This is a genomic window from Citrobacter sp. RHBSTW-00887 (genome assembly GCF_013728095.1).
Classification (GTDB): domain Bacteria; phylum Pseudomonadota; class Gammaproteobacteria; order Enterobacterales; family Enterobacteriaceae; genus Citrobacter; species Citrobacter braakii.
This window is the reverse complement of the sequence record NZ_CP056267.1, coordinates 3,180,161-3,196,107: the sequence shown is the minus strand read 5'-3', so window position 1 is coordinate 3,196,107 and position 15,947 is coordinate 3,180,161. Positions and strand designations below refer to the sequence as shown.

General features: G+C 51.3%; 16 protein-coding genes and 3 pseudogenes. 11 read left to right on the top strand and 8 right to left on the bottom strand.

The window, feature by feature from the left end:
* Window positions 1–347: 347 nt before the first annotated feature.
* Both zwf and HV314_RS15360 read left to right on the top strand, forming a co-directional pair.
* Window positions 348–1,823, top strand: a complete 1,476-nt coding sequence (zwf, locus tag HV314_RS15365) for a glucose-6-phosphate dehydrogenase (protein WP_003034896.1) — start codon at window positions 348–350, stop codon at window positions 1,821–1,823.
* Window positions 1,824–2,055: 232 nt separating this feature from the next.
* Window positions 2,056–2,760: pseudogene (locus HV314_RS15360) on the top strand (dihydroxy-acid dehydratase domain-containing protein); the annotation flags it as partial.
* Here HV314_RS15360 and HV314_RS15355 read toward each other — a convergent pair.
* A complete protein-coding gene (locus tag HV314_RS15355; RefSeq protein ID WP_001254932.1) occupies window positions 2,761–3,912 on the bottom strand; it encodes an IS30-like element IS30 family transposase in 1,152 nt (383 codons plus the stop codon).
* Window positions 3,909–3,989 (bottom strand): annotated as a pseudogene (locus HV314_RS27635) (hypothetical protein); the annotation flags it as partial. The pseudogene HV314_RS27635 and the gene HV314_RS15355, both read right to left, overlap by 4 nt.
* Here HV314_RS27635 and HV314_RS15350 point away from each other — a divergent pair.
* Both HV314_RS15350 and kdgA read left to right on the top strand, forming a co-directional pair.
* Window positions 3,975–5,090 (top strand): annotated as a pseudogene (locus HV314_RS15350) (dihydroxy-acid dehydratase domain-containing protein); the annotation flags it as partial. The pseudogenes HV314_RS27635 and HV314_RS15350 overlap by 15 nt on opposite strands.
* A gap of 34 nt (window positions 5,091–5,124) precedes the next feature.
* Window positions 5,125–5,766: a bifunctional 4-hydroxy-2-oxoglutarate aldolase/2-dehydro-3-deoxy-phosphogluconate aldolase gene (gene kdgA, locus HV314_RS15345; RefSeq protein ID WP_181546054.1), complete on the top strand. Its 642-nt coding sequence runs from the start codon at window positions 5,125–5,127 to the stop codon at window positions 5,764–5,766.
* Window positions 5,767–5,832: 66 nt separating this feature from the next.
* Here kdgA and purT read toward each other — a convergent pair whose 3' ends face one another.
* Window positions 5,833–7,011, bottom strand: coding sequence for a formate-dependent phosphoribosylglycinamide formyltransferase (purT, locus tag HV314_RS15340; protein ID WP_181546052.1), 1,179 nt, complete (start codon window positions 7,009–7,011; stop codon window positions 5,833–5,835).
* 132 nt (window positions 7,012–7,143) lie between these two features.
* Here purT and yebG point away from each other — a divergent pair, with 132 nt between their 5' ends.
* From yebG to ptrB, 4 genes are all read left to right on the top strand, one after another.
* Window positions 7,144–7,434, top strand: a complete 291-nt coding sequence (gene yebG, locus HV314_RS15335) for a DNA damage-inducible protein YebG (protein WP_181546050.1) — start codon at window positions 7,144–7,146, stop codon at window positions 7,432–7,434.
* A gap of 121 nt (window positions 7,435–7,555) precedes the next feature.
* Entirely contained in the window at window positions 7,556–7,909 is a 354-nt protein-coding gene (yebF, locus tag HV314_RS15330) for a protein YebF (RefSeq protein WP_016152770.1), read from the top strand.
* 101 nt (window positions 7,910–8,010) lie between these two features.
* Complete coding sequence (locus HV314_RS15325; RefSeq protein ID WP_016156220.1) at window positions 8,011–8,670, top strand: tellurite resistance TerB family protein; 660 nt, start codon at window positions 8,011–8,013, stop codon at window positions 8,668–8,670.
* Between the two features lie 86 nt (window positions 8,671–8,756).
* The gene (gene ptrB / locus HV314_RS15320) at window positions 8,757–10,832 is read left to right on the top strand and encodes an oligopeptidase B (protein WP_181546048.1); all 2,076 of its coding nucleotides are present in this window, start codon (window positions 8,757–8,759) and stop codon (window positions 10,830–10,832) included.
* On the opposite strand, the gene exoX is transcribed toward ptrB, so the two are convergent.
* The 3 genes from exoX to HV314_RS15305 form a co-directional block, all read right to left on the bottom strand.
* The gene (gene exoX, locus HV314_RS15315) at window positions 10,814–11,476 is read right to left on the bottom strand and encodes an exodeoxyribonuclease X (protein ID WP_016152773.1); all 663 of its coding nucleotides are present in this window, start codon (window positions 11,474–11,476) and stop codon (window positions 10,814–10,816) included. The two genes, ptrB and exoX, sit on opposite strands and share 19 nt — an antisense overlap.
* A 23-nt stretch (window positions 11,477–11,499) precedes the next feature.
* Entirely contained in the window at window positions 11,500–12,156 is a 657-nt protein-coding gene (locus tag HV314_RS15310; protein WP_016156222.1) for a carbon-nitrogen hydrolase family protein, read from the bottom strand.
* A gap of 106 nt (window positions 12,157–12,262) precedes the next feature.
* Window positions 12,263–12,493 carry a DNA polymerase III subunit theta gene (locus HV314_RS15305; RefSeq protein ID WP_003034925.1) on the bottom strand — a complete coding sequence of 77 codons (231 nt, stop codon included), beginning with the start codon at window positions 12,491–12,493 and terminating at the stop codon, window positions 12,263–12,265.
* A 143-nt stretch (window positions 12,494–12,636) separates the two neighbouring features.
* Between HV314_RS15305 and yobA the strand changes: the two genes are divergently transcribed.
* Genes yobA through HV314_RS15290 form a run of 3 tightly spaced genes read left to right on the top strand, consistent with a single transcriptional unit; the run spans window position 12,637 to window position 14,246 of the window.
* Window positions 12,637–13,011: a CopC domain-containing protein YobA gene (gene yobA, locus HV314_RS15300; protein WP_080858671.1), complete on the top strand. Its 375-nt coding sequence runs from the start codon at window positions 12,637–12,639 to the stop codon at window positions 13,009–13,011.
* 3 nt (window positions 13,012–13,014) lie between these two features.
* The gene (gene copD, locus HV314_RS15295; RefSeq protein ID WP_181546046.1) at window positions 13,015–13,887 is read left to right on the top strand and encodes a copper homeostasis membrane protein CopD; all 873 of its coding nucleotides are present in this window, start codon (window positions 13,015–13,017) and stop codon (window positions 13,885–13,887) included.
* 20 nt (window positions 13,888–13,907) lie between these two features.
* Window positions 13,908–14,246 (top strand): YebY family protein, encoded by a 339-nt coding sequence (locus HV314_RS15290; protein WP_181546044.1) that lies wholly within the window; start codon window positions 13,908–13,910, stop codon window positions 14,244–14,246.
* A 336-nt stretch (window positions 14,247–14,582) separates the two neighbouring features.
* Here the strand turns inward: HV314_RS15290 and HV314_RS15285 are convergent, their stop codons facing one another.
* Window positions 14,583–15,668: a tyrosine-type recombinase/integrase gene (locus HV314_RS15285; RefSeq protein WP_001129310.1), complete on the bottom strand. Its 1,086-nt coding sequence runs from the start codon at window positions 15,666–15,668 to the stop codon at window positions 14,583–14,585.
* Window positions 15,637–15,909 carry an excisionase gene (locus HV314_RS15280; RefSeq protein ID WP_151532621.1) on the bottom strand — a complete coding sequence of 91 codons (273 nt, stop codon included), beginning with the start codon at window positions 15,907–15,909 and terminating at the stop codon, window positions 15,637–15,639. Before HV314_RS15280 ends, HV314_RS15285 begins: the two co-directional genes overlap by 32 nt.
* Between the last annotated feature and the right edge of the window lie 38 nt (window positions 15,910–15,947).

The window sequence follows — 15,947 nt, the reverse complement described above, 5'->3', positions numbered from 1 at the left end:
CATGGGCAAAAACGATTTCAATGATACGGAGAAATCGGGGCATAATTTCGTGTATAGATATTACCCCTGCTAATGCAGCAACGGGGCAAAATGGACAGAATAGTTGTTGTTTTTTTTCATTACATGATCGGAGTCGGGTTTTCTTACGTCTTCAGGGGTACGAAAAAAGATGACTTTTTTGTCCAATTTGCGACGACAAACGCCCATAAAGCGACTGTTCGCGGTAACAGCACGGCTGGATAAGCGTTTACGGTTTCCGGATTCACGTAAAAGCAGTACAGTGCACTGTAATAAAATTACAACCAGTGTCTGGCAAAAGCACCAGGCACTTAATTGAGGAGAATGACATGGCGGTAACGCAAACAGCCCAGGCATGTGACCTGGTCATTTTCGGCGCGAAGGGCGACCTGGCGCGGCGGAAATTGCTGCCTTCCCTGTATCAACTGGAAAAGGCCGGCCAGATTAACCCGGAAACCCGTATCATTGGGGTAGGGCGTGCCGACTGGGACAAAGCAGCCTATACCAAGGTTGTGCGTGAAGCGCTCGAAACCTTCATGAAAGAAAAAATCGACGAAGGTTTGTGGGAGACTCTCAGCGGTCGTCTGGAGTTTTGTAATCTGGACGTCAATGACACCGCCGCGTTTAGCCGTCTGGGCGAAATGCTGGATCAAAAATCACGTACCACCATTAACTATTTCGCGATGCCGCCGAGCACCTTTGGCGCGATCTGCAAAGGCCTGGGTGAAGCAAAGCTGAATGCTAAACCAGCCCGTGTTGTGATGGAAAAACCGCTGGGTACGTCGCTGGCAACATCCCGTGAAATCAACGATCAGGTCGGCGAGTATTTCGAAGAGTGTCAGGTTTATCGTATCGACCACTATCTTGGCAAAGAGACGGTCCTGAACCTGCTGGCACTGCGTTTTGCCAACTCCCTGTTTGTGAACAACTGGGATAACCGCACTATCGATCACGTAGAAATTACCGTGGCGGAAGAAGTGGGTATTGAAGGCCGTTGGGGCTATTTTGACCAGGCAGGTCAAATGCGCGACATGATTCAGAACCACCTGCTGCAGATCCTGTGCATGATTGCGATGTCTCCGCCGTCCGATCTGAGCGCCGACAGCATTCGTGATGAAAAAGTGAAGGTACTTAAATCGCTGCGTCGTATCGATCGTTCGAACGTACGTGAAAAAACGGTTCGCGGTCAGTACACCGCGGGTTTTGCCCAGGGCAAAAAAGTGCCGGGGTATCTGGAAGAAGAAGGCGCGAACAAGAGCAGCAACACGGAAACGTTTGTGGCGATCCGTGTGGATATCGATAACTGGCGCTGGGCGGGAGTTCCGTTCTACCTGCGTACCGGTAAACGTTTACCGACGAAGTGCTCTGAAGTGGTGGTTTACTTCAAAACGCCTGAGCTGAATCTGTTCAGAGAATCCTGGCAGGATCTGCCGCAGAACAAGTTGACCATCCGTTTGCAGCCTGATGAAGGTGTCGATATCCAGGTACTGAACAAAGTGCCGGGTCTGGATCACAAGCATAATCTGCAAATTACCAAGCTTGATCTGAGCTATTCCGAAACCTTCAACCAGACGCACCTTGCCGACGCCTATGAGCGCCTGCTGCTCGAAACAATGCGCGGAATACAGGCGCTGTTTGTGCGTCGTGATGAAGTTGAAGAAGCATGGAAGTGGGTCGACTCAATTACCGAAGCCTGGGCGATGGACAACGACGCGCCGAAGCCGTATCAGGCAGGGACCTGGGGCCCGGTTGCTTCTGTGGCGATGATTACCCGAGATGGTCGTTCCTGGAACGAATTCGAGTAAAATATCATCTAGCCCATAGGTGTTATTTTACCGGTAACATGATCTAACACAGATTGTAGAATAATTTTTGCACTTTTAAGCTCCGCGTGGATTCACCCGCGGGGCTTTTTTTATTACACTGCCTGAAACGATTTTGCCCCTGAGCTACGGCCAACAAGCGATTCAGCTATTTTTACCCAACTGAAACACATTGTTGATCCAACGCTCTGACAGATAAATTTTAGGAGCCTCTATGAATCCGAATTTGTTACGCGTAACACAACGTATCGTCGAACGTTCTCGTGACACACGTTCCGCCTACCTCGCCCGTATTGAACAAGCGAAATCAACTACCGTTCATCGCTCGCAACTGGCATGCGGTAACCTGGCGCATGGTTTTGCTGCGTGTCAGCCGGACGATAAGGCCTCGCTGAAAAGCATGCTGCGTAACAATATCGCGATCATTACCTCCTATAACGACATGCTTTCCGCGCATCAGCCGTATGAACACTATCCGGCCATCATTCGTAAAGCACTGCATGAAGCCAATGCAGTAGGCCAGGTTGCTGGCGGTGTACCTGCAATGTGCGACGGTGTGACCCAGGGACAGGATGGGATGGAGCTTTCGCTGCTCAGTCGTGAAGTGATTGCGATGTCTGCTGCAGTGGGCCTTTCCCACAACATGTTCGACGGCGCGTTGTTCCTCGGCGTGTGCGACAAAATTGTCCCGGGCCTGGTAATGGCTGCGCTGTCATTTGGTCATCTGCCGTCTATCTTTATTCCTTCCGGTCCGATGGCGAGCGGTCTGGCGAACAAAGAAAAAGTGCGTATCCGTCAGCTGTATGCTGAAGGTAAAGTCGATCGTATGGCGCTTCTTGAATCCGAAGCGGCGTCTTATCACGCTCCGGGTACCTGTACGTTCTACGGCACAGCGAACACTAACCAGATGGTTGTAGATTCAATCTGTCAATGCAACACCCCTTTCAATTATCTCTTTCGGTGTTTTGAACTTCAGTGTCTTTCTCGGTCTGTTGTTTAGCTGAGCAGCAACCAGATCTAGTTCATGTTGAGTATATTGGGCAAGACATGTCTTTTTAGGAAAGTACTGCCGAATTAGCCCATTTGTGTTCTCATTTGTTCCCCGCTGCCAAGGACTCTGAGGATCGCAGAAGTAAACTTTAACGCCGGTGCTGACAGTAAATTCTAGATGTCTGGCCAGTTCCATTCCTCTGTCCCATGTCAGTGATTTTCTGAGTTCTGACGGTAAACTCAGGAATTTGTCGGTAAGAGCCTGATTTACTGAGACAGAATCTTTGCCCCTGAGTCTAAGGATGATCGTATAACGTGATTTTCGGTCTACAAGTGTGGCTATATGAGAGTTTTTTGTACCTGAGACTAAATCGCCCTCCCAATGCCCCAGAGAGCGTCTGTTATCGATATTTCGGGAACGTTCGTGAATTGGTGTTCCGTTCACTATGTTAATCGTACCTCTTTCGCCTTTGCGGGTATGACGCCTGCCATGGCGAAGGCTATGCGACCGTCGCAGATGCTGTATATTCAGGTGGTGTAGCGCTTCACGGCTACGAAAGTACAGCGTTTTATAAATTGTCTCAGGTGATATTCGCAGCGTTTTTTGACGTGGTTTTGTTCGCCTTAACCATCCTGATATTTGCTCTGGAGACCATTTCATCTCCAGCTTTTCCAGAACAAGCTTTCGCAATGGTAAATTTTGATCCAGTAAGCACGGTTTTGGCCTTTTCGCCATTCTGTTGGCTCGGTTATTAGCATCAACAGCTTTGTAATAGCGTCTGCCCCGATTACGCTGAACTTCACGTGAGATCGTCGAAGGACTGCGATTCAGCGCAGTAGCTATCGCACGAATGCTCATTTTGGCTGACAAACCAGCTCGTATCTCCTCGCGCTCAGACAGTGTCAGGTGAGCTACAGCCCGCTTACGCTCATGGGGTTTTATGCCGCCAGTATCCCTTAACATAGTGAAGATCGTTCCGGGTTTTGAACCCAGGATATTCGCTATTTCACTGAAGCCTGTTCCGTTCTTCCATAGTTCAAAAACAGAGGCTTTTTCCTCTGCTGTAAATGTTCGTCTCATTCAAAAAACCTCCGCAACCCCATGTTTTCACATAACTGTTGCGTTGACCAATTGAATCTACAGTAGTGGAGTTTATGGGTATGCAACTGCCTGGCTCCTCATTTGTACATCCTGATGCGCCGCTGCGTGAAGCGCTGACCGCGGCTGCAGCCCGTCAGGTAACACGCCTGACCGGCAATGGCAATGAATGGATGCCGATCGGTAAAATGATCGATGAAAAAGTGGTAGTGAACGGTATTGTGGCGCTGCTGGCGACCGGGGGCTCTACCAACCATACGATGCACCTGGTGGCTATGGCGCGTGCGGCCGGGATTCTGATTAACTGGGATGATTTCTCCGATCTGTCCGATATCGTGCCGCTGATGGCGCGTCTGTACCCGAATGGTCCAGCAGATATTAACCACTTCCAGGCGGCGGGTGGCGTACCGGTGTTAATGCGTGAACTGCTTAATGCGGGTCTGCTACATGAAGATGTGAACACCGTTGCCGGATTCGGTTTATCCCGCTACACCATGGAACCGTGGCTTAACGAGGGTGAACTGGACTGGCGCGAAGGGGCGGTGAAGTCTCTGGACAGCAACGTGATCGCCACCTTTGACCAACCATTCTCCCACCACGGCGGCACCAAAGTGCTGAGCGGTAACCTCGGGCGTGCGGTGATGAAAACGTCGGCGGTACCGGTAGAAAACCAGATTATTGAAGCACCAGCAGTCGTCTTTGAAAGTCAGCATGATGTGTTACCCGCGTTCGATGCCGGTCTGCTTGACCGGGATTGCGTGGTGGTTGTGCGCCATCAGGGACCAAAAGCGAACGGAATGCCAGAATTACATAAACTCATGCCGCCACTTGGTGTATTATTGGACCGTTGTTTCAAAATTGCGTTAGTTACCGATGGACGACTTTCAGGTGCTTCAGGTAAAGTGCCTTCAGCAATCCATGTAACCCCGGAAGCCTATGATGGCGGGCTGCTGGCAAAAGTACGCGATGGCGACATCATTCGTGTGAATGGACAGACAGGTGAATTGACGCTGCTGGTGGATGAAGAGGAACTTGCCTCCCGTCAGCCACACATTCCTGATCTCAGCGCATCGCGCGTGGGTACGGGACGTGAAATGTTCAGCGCGTTGCGTGAAAAGCTGTCCGGTGCGGAGCAGGGCGCAACCTGTATCACTTTTTAAGACTTATTTTGTAATCAGGCGAGAGAAAACTCTGATGAAAAACTGGAAGACAAGTGCAGAAGCAATCCTGACCACTGGCCCGGTTGTACCGGTTATCGTGGTTAATAAACTGGAACACGCGGTGCCAATGGCAAAAGCGCTGGTTGCAGGGGGCGTGCGCGTTCTGGAAGTGACCTTACGTACCGCATGTGCGATGGATGCCATTCGCGCGATCGCAAAAGAAGTTCCCGACGCTATCGTGGGTGCGGGTACCGTACTGAATCCACAACAGCTGGCTGAAGTCACTGAAGCGGGTGCGCAGTTTGCTATCAGCCCGGGCCTGACCGAGCCGCTGCTGAAAGCTGCAACTGAAGGCACTATTCCGCTGATCCCAGGCATCAGCACCGTGTCTGAACTGATGCTGGGTATGGACTACGGTTTGAAAGAGTTCAAATTCTTCCCGGCGGAAGCCAACGGCGGTACTAAAGCGCTGCAGGCAATTGCGGGTCCGTTCTCTCAGGTCCGTTTCTGCCCAACCGGCGGTATCTCTCCGGCGAACTACTGTGATTACCTGGCACTGAAAAGCGTGCTGTGCATCGGTGGTTCCTGGCTGGTTCCGGCAGATGCCCTGGAAGCTGGCGATTACGCACGCATTACCAAGCTGGCTCGTGAAGCAGTAGAAGGCGCGAAGCTGTAATAACGCAAAATGCCCGGTAATCATTACCGGGCCTGCGAGTCTGAAACGGGCCATCTGGCCCGTTTTTTATCCTGCGACTTTCACCTGTGCCGCCGCGTCTTTCGCGCGTGTCACCGCGTCTTCAATACTCTGCGCTGTGGCCAGCACAACGCCCATACGACGGCTCCCGTCGATGTCTGGCTTGCCGAAGAATCTGACTTGCATACCTGTGCCCACAGCGGCCTGTACGTTATCAAACGTGACATTCTGGCTGGTAAGCTGCGGCAGAATAACGGCGGAAGCAGAAGGCCCATACTGACGGATTGCGCCAACCGGCAGATCGAGAAATGCGCGTACATGCAGGGCAAACTCAGACAGATCCTGCGAAATCAAGGTCACCATACCCGTGTCGTGAGGGCGAGGGGAAACTTCGCTGAAAATCACCTCATCACCGCAGACAAATAGCTCTACCCCAAACAGACCGTGGCCACCCAGCGCCAGCACCACCTGACGGGCAATCTCCTGCGCTCGAGCCAGCGCCAGTTCACTCATCTGCTGCGGCTGCCAGGATTCGCGATAATCGCCATCTTCCTGACGATGTCCTACCGGTGCGCAGAAATGTACGCCATCAACGGCGCTGACGGTAAGCAGGGTGATTTCAAAATCAAAATTCACTACGCCTTCGACGATAACGCGTCCGGCACCTGCTCGGCCGCCTTGTTGAGCATAATTCCAGGCTTCAGTGAGTCGATCGGCGGAACGAATAAAGCTCTGTCCCTTACCGGAGGAACTCATTACCGGCTTCACGATGCAGGGATAGCCGATTTCGGCGACGGCCTCGCGAAAGCGGGCTTCGCTGTCAGCAAAGCGGTAAGAAGAGGTCGGTAGAGATAATTCTTCGGCGGCGAGACGACGGATTCCTTCGCGGTTCATGGTCAACTGCGTCGCTCGGGCGCACGGCACGATGTTGTGACCGTCTTGTTCCAGTTTTACCAGCATATCCGTGGCAATCGCCTCTATTTCCGGCACGATATAATGTGGTTTTTCACGCTCGACGAGCTGGCGTAAAGCATCGCCATCCAGCATGTTGATTACGTATGAGCGATGGGCAACGTGCATGGCTGGCGCGTCGGGGTAACGATCCACGGCAATGACTTCCACACCCAGGCGTTGGCATTCAATCGCTACCTCTTTACCCAGTTCACCTGAACCTAATAACATCACTCGCGTTGCTGCGGGACGCAGCGCTGTGCCTAATAACGTCATAAATTAATCCCCTGTTTTATCTGGGCGCAGTATATACGAAAACGTTTGCGTCTGTCTTTATTACCAGGTTGATTTCAAGGCGCAAAAAGAATATACTGTACATAAATACAGGTAATTTAAGAGGCTGCAAAAATGGCGGTTGAAGTTAAATACGTAGTCATTCGGGAAGGTGAGGAAAAAATGTCGTTTACCAGCAAAAAGGAAGCCGATGCGTATGACAAAATGCTTGATACAGCAGATTTGCTCGACACATGGCTGGAGCAATCGCCGGTAGCGCTGGAAGACCAGCAGCGCGAAGCGCTTTCCCTGTGGCTGGCTGAGCAGAAAGATGTGCTGAGCGCCATTCTGAAAAACGGCAAGCTGCCCTCTCCGCAGGCGGTCGAAAACGATGCGCACGCTGAGGATGATACTCAGGCTGCCTGAAACGACTTGCGCTCCTGACGTTTTGTACCATGCTTTTCCCTGAATCATTGTGCAATCCCTGACGTCTTTTCACGTTGCAACAGGCAACCTGAAGGACGAAGGGGAGATTAAGGAGAAAAGAATGTATAAAAAAAGAGCGTTGTTGAGCCTGCTGTTGTTATCTGCCAGCGTATCTGTATTTGCGGCAAATATGGAAAGCAAGAAAGTTCAGTTCCCCAAGTGCGAAGGACTGAATGCTGACGGTATCGCGGCGAGCGTGAAACGTGATTATCAGCAAAATCGCATCGCGCGCTGGGCTGACGATCAAAAACGCGTCGGGCAAGCCGATCCTGTCGCCTGGGTCAACACGCCCGATATTACGGGTAAAGATGGGAAATGGTCAGTTCCCCTCACGGTTCGCGGTAAAAGCGCGGATATTCACTACCAGGTAAAAGTCGACTGCAAAGCCGGAACGGCGGAGTATCAGTCGCAGTAACGAAGGTAGAATGTATTTGCACTTCTTTTGATGACCTGAACACTTCCTGACATCCCCTCGGGTACGCTTTGATGATTATTCGTCTGTACTTGAGGGGCAACATGGCTAACTGGCTGAATCAACTTCAATCTCTTCTTGGGCAAAAAGGATCTTCCGCGTCATCTTCTGGTGAGCAAGGGCTGAGTAAACTTCTGGTTCCCGGCGCGTTAGGCGGTCTGGCAGGATTACTGGTTGCCAACAAATCTTCACGGAAATTACTGAGTAAATATGGCACCAGCGCGCTTCTGGTGGGCGGCGGTGCGGTTGCCGGTACCGTATTATGGAACAAATACAAGGATAAGGTTCGCGCGGCGCATCAGGGTGAGCCGCAGTTCGGTGCACAAAGCTCGCCGCTGGATGAGCGAACCGAACGACTGATCCTGGCGCTGGTTTTTGCGGCGAAAAGCGATGGTCATATTGATGCCAAAGAACGTACCGCCATTGAGCAGCAACTTCGTGAAGCAGGCGTGGAAGAGCAGGGCCGCGTTCTGATCGAACGTGCGATTGAACAACCGTTAGATCCTCAGCGCCTGGCACAAGGGATCCGCAACGAAGAAGAGGCGCTGGAAATTTACTTCCTGAGCTGTGCGGCGATTGATATCGACCACTTTATGGAGCGTAGCTATCTGAACGCGCTGGGCGATGCGTTGAAGATCCCGCAGGATGTTCGTGAAGGCATTGAACAGGATCTCAAGGAACAAAAACAGGCTTTACCAGGTTAATTACTTACCGTTAAGGCGCATGTTTCGCTTGCATCATTGCTGTCTTTTGCCACCCTTATAGGATGTTTAAGCAAAAGAACAATGACATGCTACCAAAAGCTTCTCGTATCCCCCACGCCATGACGAATCATGGCGATACCCGTGTTGATAATTATTACTGGCTGCGAGATGACACCCGCTCGCAGCCAGAAGTGTTGGATTATCTGCAACAAGAAAATGCGTATGGCCGCCAGATTATGGCCTCACAGCAGGCATTGCAGGATCGCGTCCTGAAAGAGATTATCGACCGTATCCCGCCTCAGGATGCTTCCGCCCCCTATGTGAAGAATGGTTATCGCTACCGGCATATTTATGAACCGGGGTGCGAATATGCCATTTATCAACGTCAGTCTGCCTTCAGTGAAGAGTGGGATGAATGGGACACCTTGCTGGATGGTAACCAGCGCGCGGCCCACAGTGAGTTTTATACGCTGGGGGGACTGGCGATATCTCCGGATAACACCATTATGGCGTTGGCCGAAGATTATCTTTCTCGTCGGCAATATGGCGTGCGTTTTCGCAATCTGCAAAGCGGCAACTGGTATCCGGAAGTGCTGGAAAACGTTGAAGCGGATCTGGTCTGGGCGAATGACTCGCAAACCTTCTATTACGTGCGCAAACACGCAAAGACGCTGCTCCCATATCAAGTGTGGCGGCATACCGTCGGCTCGCCGTCATCACTGGATGAGCTAGTGTATGAAGAAGCCGATGACATGTTTTATGTCAGTCTGCATAAAACCACCTCGTTACATTATGTGGTTATTCATATCGCCAGCGCGACCACCAGTGAGGTTTTGCTGCTTGACGCAGAACTGGCGGATGCCGAGCCGTTAGTCTTTTTAGCGCGACGTAAAGATCACGAGTACAGCCTCGATCACTATCAGCATACGTTTTATCTGCGTTCCAACCGTCAGGGTAAAAATTTCGGCCTGTACCGTACCCGTGTGCGTGATGAACAAGCCTGGGAGACGCTGATCCCGCCGCGCGACAGCATCATGTTGGAGGGCTTTACGCTGTTCACAGACTGGCTGGTGGTGGAAGAGCGTCAGCGGGGCTTAACCAGCCTGCGACAGATTAATCGTAAAACGCGCGAAGTGGTCGGTATCGCTTTTGATGATCCGGCGTATGTGACATGGCTTGCCTATAATCCAGAACCTGAGACATCGCGCCTGCGTTATGGCTATTCCTCCATGACCACACCGGACACGCTGTTTGAACTGGATATGGACACCGGAGAGCGTCGCGTACTCAAACAGACGGAGGTCCCAGGATTTGATGCGGCGAACTACCGTAGCGAACACGTCTGGATCACCGCGCGTGATGGCACCGAGGTTCCGGTTTCGCTGGTTTACCATCAAAAGTATTTCCTGAAAGGGAAAAACCCGTTACTGGTCTACGGCTATGGCTCGTATGGCGCCAGCATGGACGCCGATTTCAGCAGCAGCCGCTTGAGCTTACTGGATCGCGGCTTTGTTTATGCCATTGCTCATGTGCGTGGCGGCGGCGAGTTAGGACAGCAGTGGTACGAAGACGGTAAGTTTCTGCTCAAGAAAAATACCTTCAATGACTACCTCGACGTCTGCGACGCGCTGCTAAAAATGGGTTATGGCGCGCCTTCGCTGTGTTATGGCATGGGGGGGAGCGCCGGAGGAATGTTAATGGGTGTTGCCATTAATGAGCGCCCGGAACTCTTCCATGGCGTCATTGCGCAGGTGCCTTTTGTCGATGTGGTGACCACGATGCTGGATGAGTCCATTCCCCTGACGACCGGTGAGTTTGAAGAGTGGGGGAATCCGCAGGACGAAGAGTATTACACCTACATGAAAAGCTACAGCCCGTATGACAATGTTACAGCGCAAGCTTATCCTCATCTGCTGGTTACGACGGGATTACACGACTCCCAGGTGCAATACTGGGAACCGGCAAAATGGGTGGCAAAACTGCGCGAGCTGAAAACGGACGATCGTCTGCTGTTACTCTGCACGGATATGGATTCCGGGCATGGCGGAAAATCCGGGCGTTTTAAATCATACGAAGGCGTGGCCCTGGAATACGCGTTTTTGATCGGACTGGCGCAGGGGACACTGCCTGGACAGGCATCTGCTCAGGCGTTATCCAGATAGTGTTTCAGCGTTAAGCGCAGCTCCGGGCTCATACTGTCGAGGTTATTAAATAACCAGCGCAGATAGCCCGGATCGCGTTCAGCCACTTCTGATACAGGTTTTCCGCGATACTTGCCGAAAGTGAAAGTAGTAAGTAACGCAGGACGGCCGGTAATATCGACCATCTGTTCTGCTGACCAGCCTGACGTTTGTATGATGTCGATCAGCAGTGCCGCGGTGATGTAGCAGTCGTATAGGGCACGGTGATGATGCAGGCCAGCTGGTGTCTGAACGCTCAGCTTGCGGGATTTATACAGCGCCATGTTGCTGTATTTGATTCCTGGCCACAAACGACGGGAGAGTTTCATGGTGCAAATCCACTCCCCGGGCATGTCGGGTAATACGCGGCGATCAAAACTTGCATTGTGCGCCACGTACCATTCGCTGCCGTAATATTGGGGGATGACATCTTCAATCCACGGCTTATCGGCCACCATCGCTTCCGTAATGCGATGAATTGCCATCGCCTGAGGGCTGATGGGGCGGTCAGGACGCACCAGGTGGCTCATAGGATTGACTATTTTTCCGTCAACCACATCGACAGAAGCAATCTCAACAATGCCTCCCTGCAGACCACAGGTTTCTGTATCTATTATGCGCAACATGCCATGCTCCTGACCCAAAACGATTAGCGTAAAGGAATGATATCACCTTGCCAACCCCGTGGCGTGCGTTGACCGGTTAAGAGTAAGGAACCGCTGTCTGCGCGAACAATCAATCGACCTTGCTCATCCCATAACGCGCTGCTGCCACGCGCATTGGCCATTAATACCGCGATGGCAAATTTATGCGAGAAACTCTGTAGACGAGATGTGGAGGAGAGCAATTCGGGCTCACTGACAGACTGACTGCTGGTGAATAGCGAGTACGCCGGGTCGATATCGATACCTTCCGGCTGGCTATCCACAACGCTGATGGCATTTTGCTGTCTGGCGATACAGGCCCCGTGGCTCTGGTGAAACGTTAAGGGGGAGGTCATCCAGGGAGAGAAAAGCGCGATACCTTTTACGAACCGATTGTTATGTTCTACCGATAGCCCCGCGATAATCGTCATGCGATAAGTCACGGCAGCATGCGCGAGAGGTTCTAACAACGCTTCATCGGGTGGGGCAGGGAGCGCGTCATTCTCATCAACACAACCCAACAGGGAAAGGGAGGGGAAAACCAGCAATTCACATTGGCATTGAGCGGCTGCCTGAATGAATTGCAGGTGATGCGCGACATGTTCGGTAACTGAGGTTTGAAGAGGTTCGTACTGTGCTGCTGCGATTTTCCAGTGTGACATAATGATTTCCTTTTCATAGTGTCTACAACCATCTTTAAAGTATAGATTAAGAATATACTTATACTGTAGCAGGCATCATGTAAGGAATCGTAACGTAATATAAGTTTTATTTAACTTTAGGCTCGTAGGGTAAACGTGAAAGGGAAACGGATGCCAGACGGTGCGCGATCAGTCTTTCCCGAAACCAGTCGCGTAAATGTTCGGGCTGTTCACGCTCAACGACTTCGGCAACAACCGGCATGTTGTATCGCTCCTTAAATGCGACACCCGCCGCGGCCAGGTCAACATTGACCTTATCCATTTCAGCTTGCTCAAGTTTGGCCAGATTGATGTTCATGGGCTTCTCCTTTTCTCTGTCTTTCGGCGCGCAAAGTTACTAAGAGTGTGCATTAATGGCAAGACCGAAATGATGATTCTCGACTCGATCATTGTAGAAGGTTATTCTCTATAGATTAGACATAACAAAAAGGAATAGTTGAAATGGCTTCATCTGCATCTAAGCTTCGCAACGCTCTCATCGTACTCGCCAGCCTTCTGGCAACTCCCGCCGCCCTGGCTCATGCTCACCTGACAAAACAAAGCCCGGCGGCTAATGCCGATGTTGCGGTATCTCCTCAGGCGTTGACGCTGAATTTCTCTGAAGGTGTCGAGCCGGGATTCAGCGGCGCAACGCTGACAGGCCCAAACAAAGAACAGATCAAAACGGGTAAGGCATCGCGCAGTGAACAGGACAAAACACAACTGATTATTCCACTTGCTCAAACGCTTAAGGCCGGAAAATATACTGTCGACTGGCACGTCGTCTCCGTGGATGGTCATAAGACAAAGGGGCAATATACCTTTAGCGTGAAATAACCGATGCTGGAATTTACCTGGGTTGCACTACGGTTTATCCATTTTACCACGTTGATGCTGGTGTTTGGCTGTGCGCTCTACGGCGCATGGCTGGCTCCCGTTTCGGTTCGTCGTTTAATGATGCGTCGTTTTTTGCGTCTGCAACGACATGCCGCAGCGTGGAGCTTTATTAGCGCGACGCTGATGCTGGCGATCCAGGGTGGTTTAATGGGCTCAGGCTGGCGGGATGTTATTTCTAGTGACATATGGGGTGCCGTGTTGCAAACGCAGTTTGGCGGCGTCTGGTTATGGCAGATTATCCTCGCGCTGGTCACGCTGGTGGTGGTAATTATAGTACCGCGCAGCATGCCGCGACTGCTGTTAATGCTGACGATTGCGCAGTTTATTTTGCTGGCTGGCGTCGGACACGCGACGCTGCATAGCGGTATCGCTGGTGCAATCCAGCAGGTTAACCACGCCTTGCATTTGGTATGCGCTGCCGCCTGGTTCGGCGGTTTGCTGCCCGTACTTTACTGTATGCAAATGGCGCAAGGCCGCTGGCGGGAACAGGCCATCAATACTATGATGCGTTTCTCCCGCTACGGGCATCTTTTCGTTATCGGAGTTTTACTTACCGGTATCATGAATGCGCTGTTTATTGTTGGTTTTTCTGTTCCCTGGCACATGGCTTACGGGCAACTGCTTTTGTTAAAAGGTGCTCTGGTGATGCTAATGGTGGCGATTGCGCTGGTGAATCGGTATGTTCTGGTACCACGCATGCGGCAGGATAACAGCAGTATGACACTCTATTTTGTTTGGATGACTAAGCTGGAATGGGGAATTGGGGCCGTTGTGCTGGCGATTGTCAGCCTGTTTGCAACCCTCGAACCTTTCTGATTGATGGATTGGCAAAACGCATGAAAAAAATCTTTATCTCGTTATTACTACTGGCAAGTTCAGGGGCCGCGCTGGCTGCGCCACAGGTCATCACCGTCAGCCGTTTTGAGGTTGGCAAAGATAAGTGGGCGTTTAATCGGGAAGAGGTGATGCTGACCTGCCGTCCGGGTAACGCGCTGTATGTCATCAATCCCAGTACGCTGGTGCAATACCCATTGAATGATGTTGCCAGACAGCAGGTAGAGAGTGGGAAAACTACGGCGAAGCCAATCGAGATTATCCAGATTGACGACCCGGCGAAACCGGGCGAAAAAATGAGCCTCGCACCGTTTGTTGAGCGTGCAGAAAAGCTCTGCTAATTGTCAGATGTAGCGTTCTGATTTCCAATAAAAAACCGCAAGGCTCGCTCAGGAGAACTTGCGGTTTTTACGTTTGGATGTGTGACAATCGTCCTTTTTTTCAGGCCACTTTAGTCGCGGACTGGAAAACCTGGCGCTGTCATCTATTCTTAAATAGCAGGGTAACTTAGCCTGCATTAATGCCAACTTTTAGCGCACGGCTCTCTCCCAAGAGCCATTTCCCTGGACCGAATACAGGAATCGTATTCGGTCTCTTTTTATGTGCTTGTTTTCGTTGGGTTTTTTCGGTGCTATCACGAAATCCCACGAAAATTACTCGAAATTTCCATATCCTGTCTAAACCATAACATATTCTGCACCGCGTGCGTCCAGGTATTTTTTGGTCATTGTTAAATTTTTATGCCCCAACAGTCTCTGTGCGAAATCCTCTCCGCGCTCCCTTTCATACAGTCTGCTCGCCAAGCTCCTGATCTCATGGAATGGGGGAGGGTTGGGGCCAAACTTTAACTCTGTAGAATCCCTGATATCAGAAAATGCTTGGGTGATTCCGTCCGGAGTTAACGGACCAGGCTTCCTGCCACCACGCCTTACCGCAGAATAAAGCATGAAGTCTGACGGGTTGTTTTTACGACAACGGTCGATAACATCCTGCAATACCAAATCAGCAGAGTCCAGTCGCAAATCAAGTGGCAACGCCAATTTGTGACCTGTCTTTTCCTGCGTGACAAACAATCTTCCATCTCTGATATCGCTGAATCTGAACAGCGATACGTCCTCTCTTCTCTGCCCGGTGACCAGCGCCAGGTCACATGCATTTGCAGCCCATCCAGAATGAGCAGTTGCGGCATCCCTTATTATCTCAAACTGCTCGAGCAAAAGACGCTCTCGCTTCACTTTTGGTGTCGGCGTCCTTGTCGGCTCTGCCGGGTTCCTTTCAATATGTCCCTCGACGATCGCCTCCCTGAAAATATCCAACAATACCGATCGCAGGCCTGAGGCCATGCTCTTCTTATCGCAGAGTATGTAACTCTCCAGGAAAGTAGATACGTCCTTTGTGCTGACCGCCGATAGCGGCATACGTCCGAATTCATCACTGATAGTGGCGATCTGATTGCGCCTGACCTTCATCGTGTTGGGTTTCAATTCTCTTCGCTCAAGAATTACTTCGTAGCGCTCGAGCCACGCTTTCACCGTAAATGTTGGTGTTTCCTTTATACGGTCCAGCAGCGCTGACGGAAGGTAATTCTGGTCGATGTAGTTGTTGGCCTCGATGGCCTGAGAAATGGCGTCCTTTCTGTCGATCCGGCCAAGAGATAATTCTTGACCGGTAATCGGGTTTCGCCAGCTATAAAGCCTGTCTCTTTTACGATAGGTCAGGTTACGGGGCAGGTTAGCGTCGTAACGTACTGGCCTTTTCGCCATGAGTCAGTCTCTCCAGTAGAGTGCCGCCAGTTGGCAGCGCTAAGCGTTTTGATTTGGGGCGAAGGTTCTTCTTGCTCGGATCCACATAGATGGCGTCAGGCTTAACCTTATATTCTTTGCCGTGAAGTTCCGGAGCAGGGTAAATGCGCCCCTCCCGCGCCCAGCGGCGAAGTGTTGAAAGAGACGGCGGGGTTGAGTAAGTTGAATTCGCCCATTCCTGCAGATTAAGAAGCTTGGCCATACTACCTCCGGATCCGGCAACTCATTATAGAGCTGCCG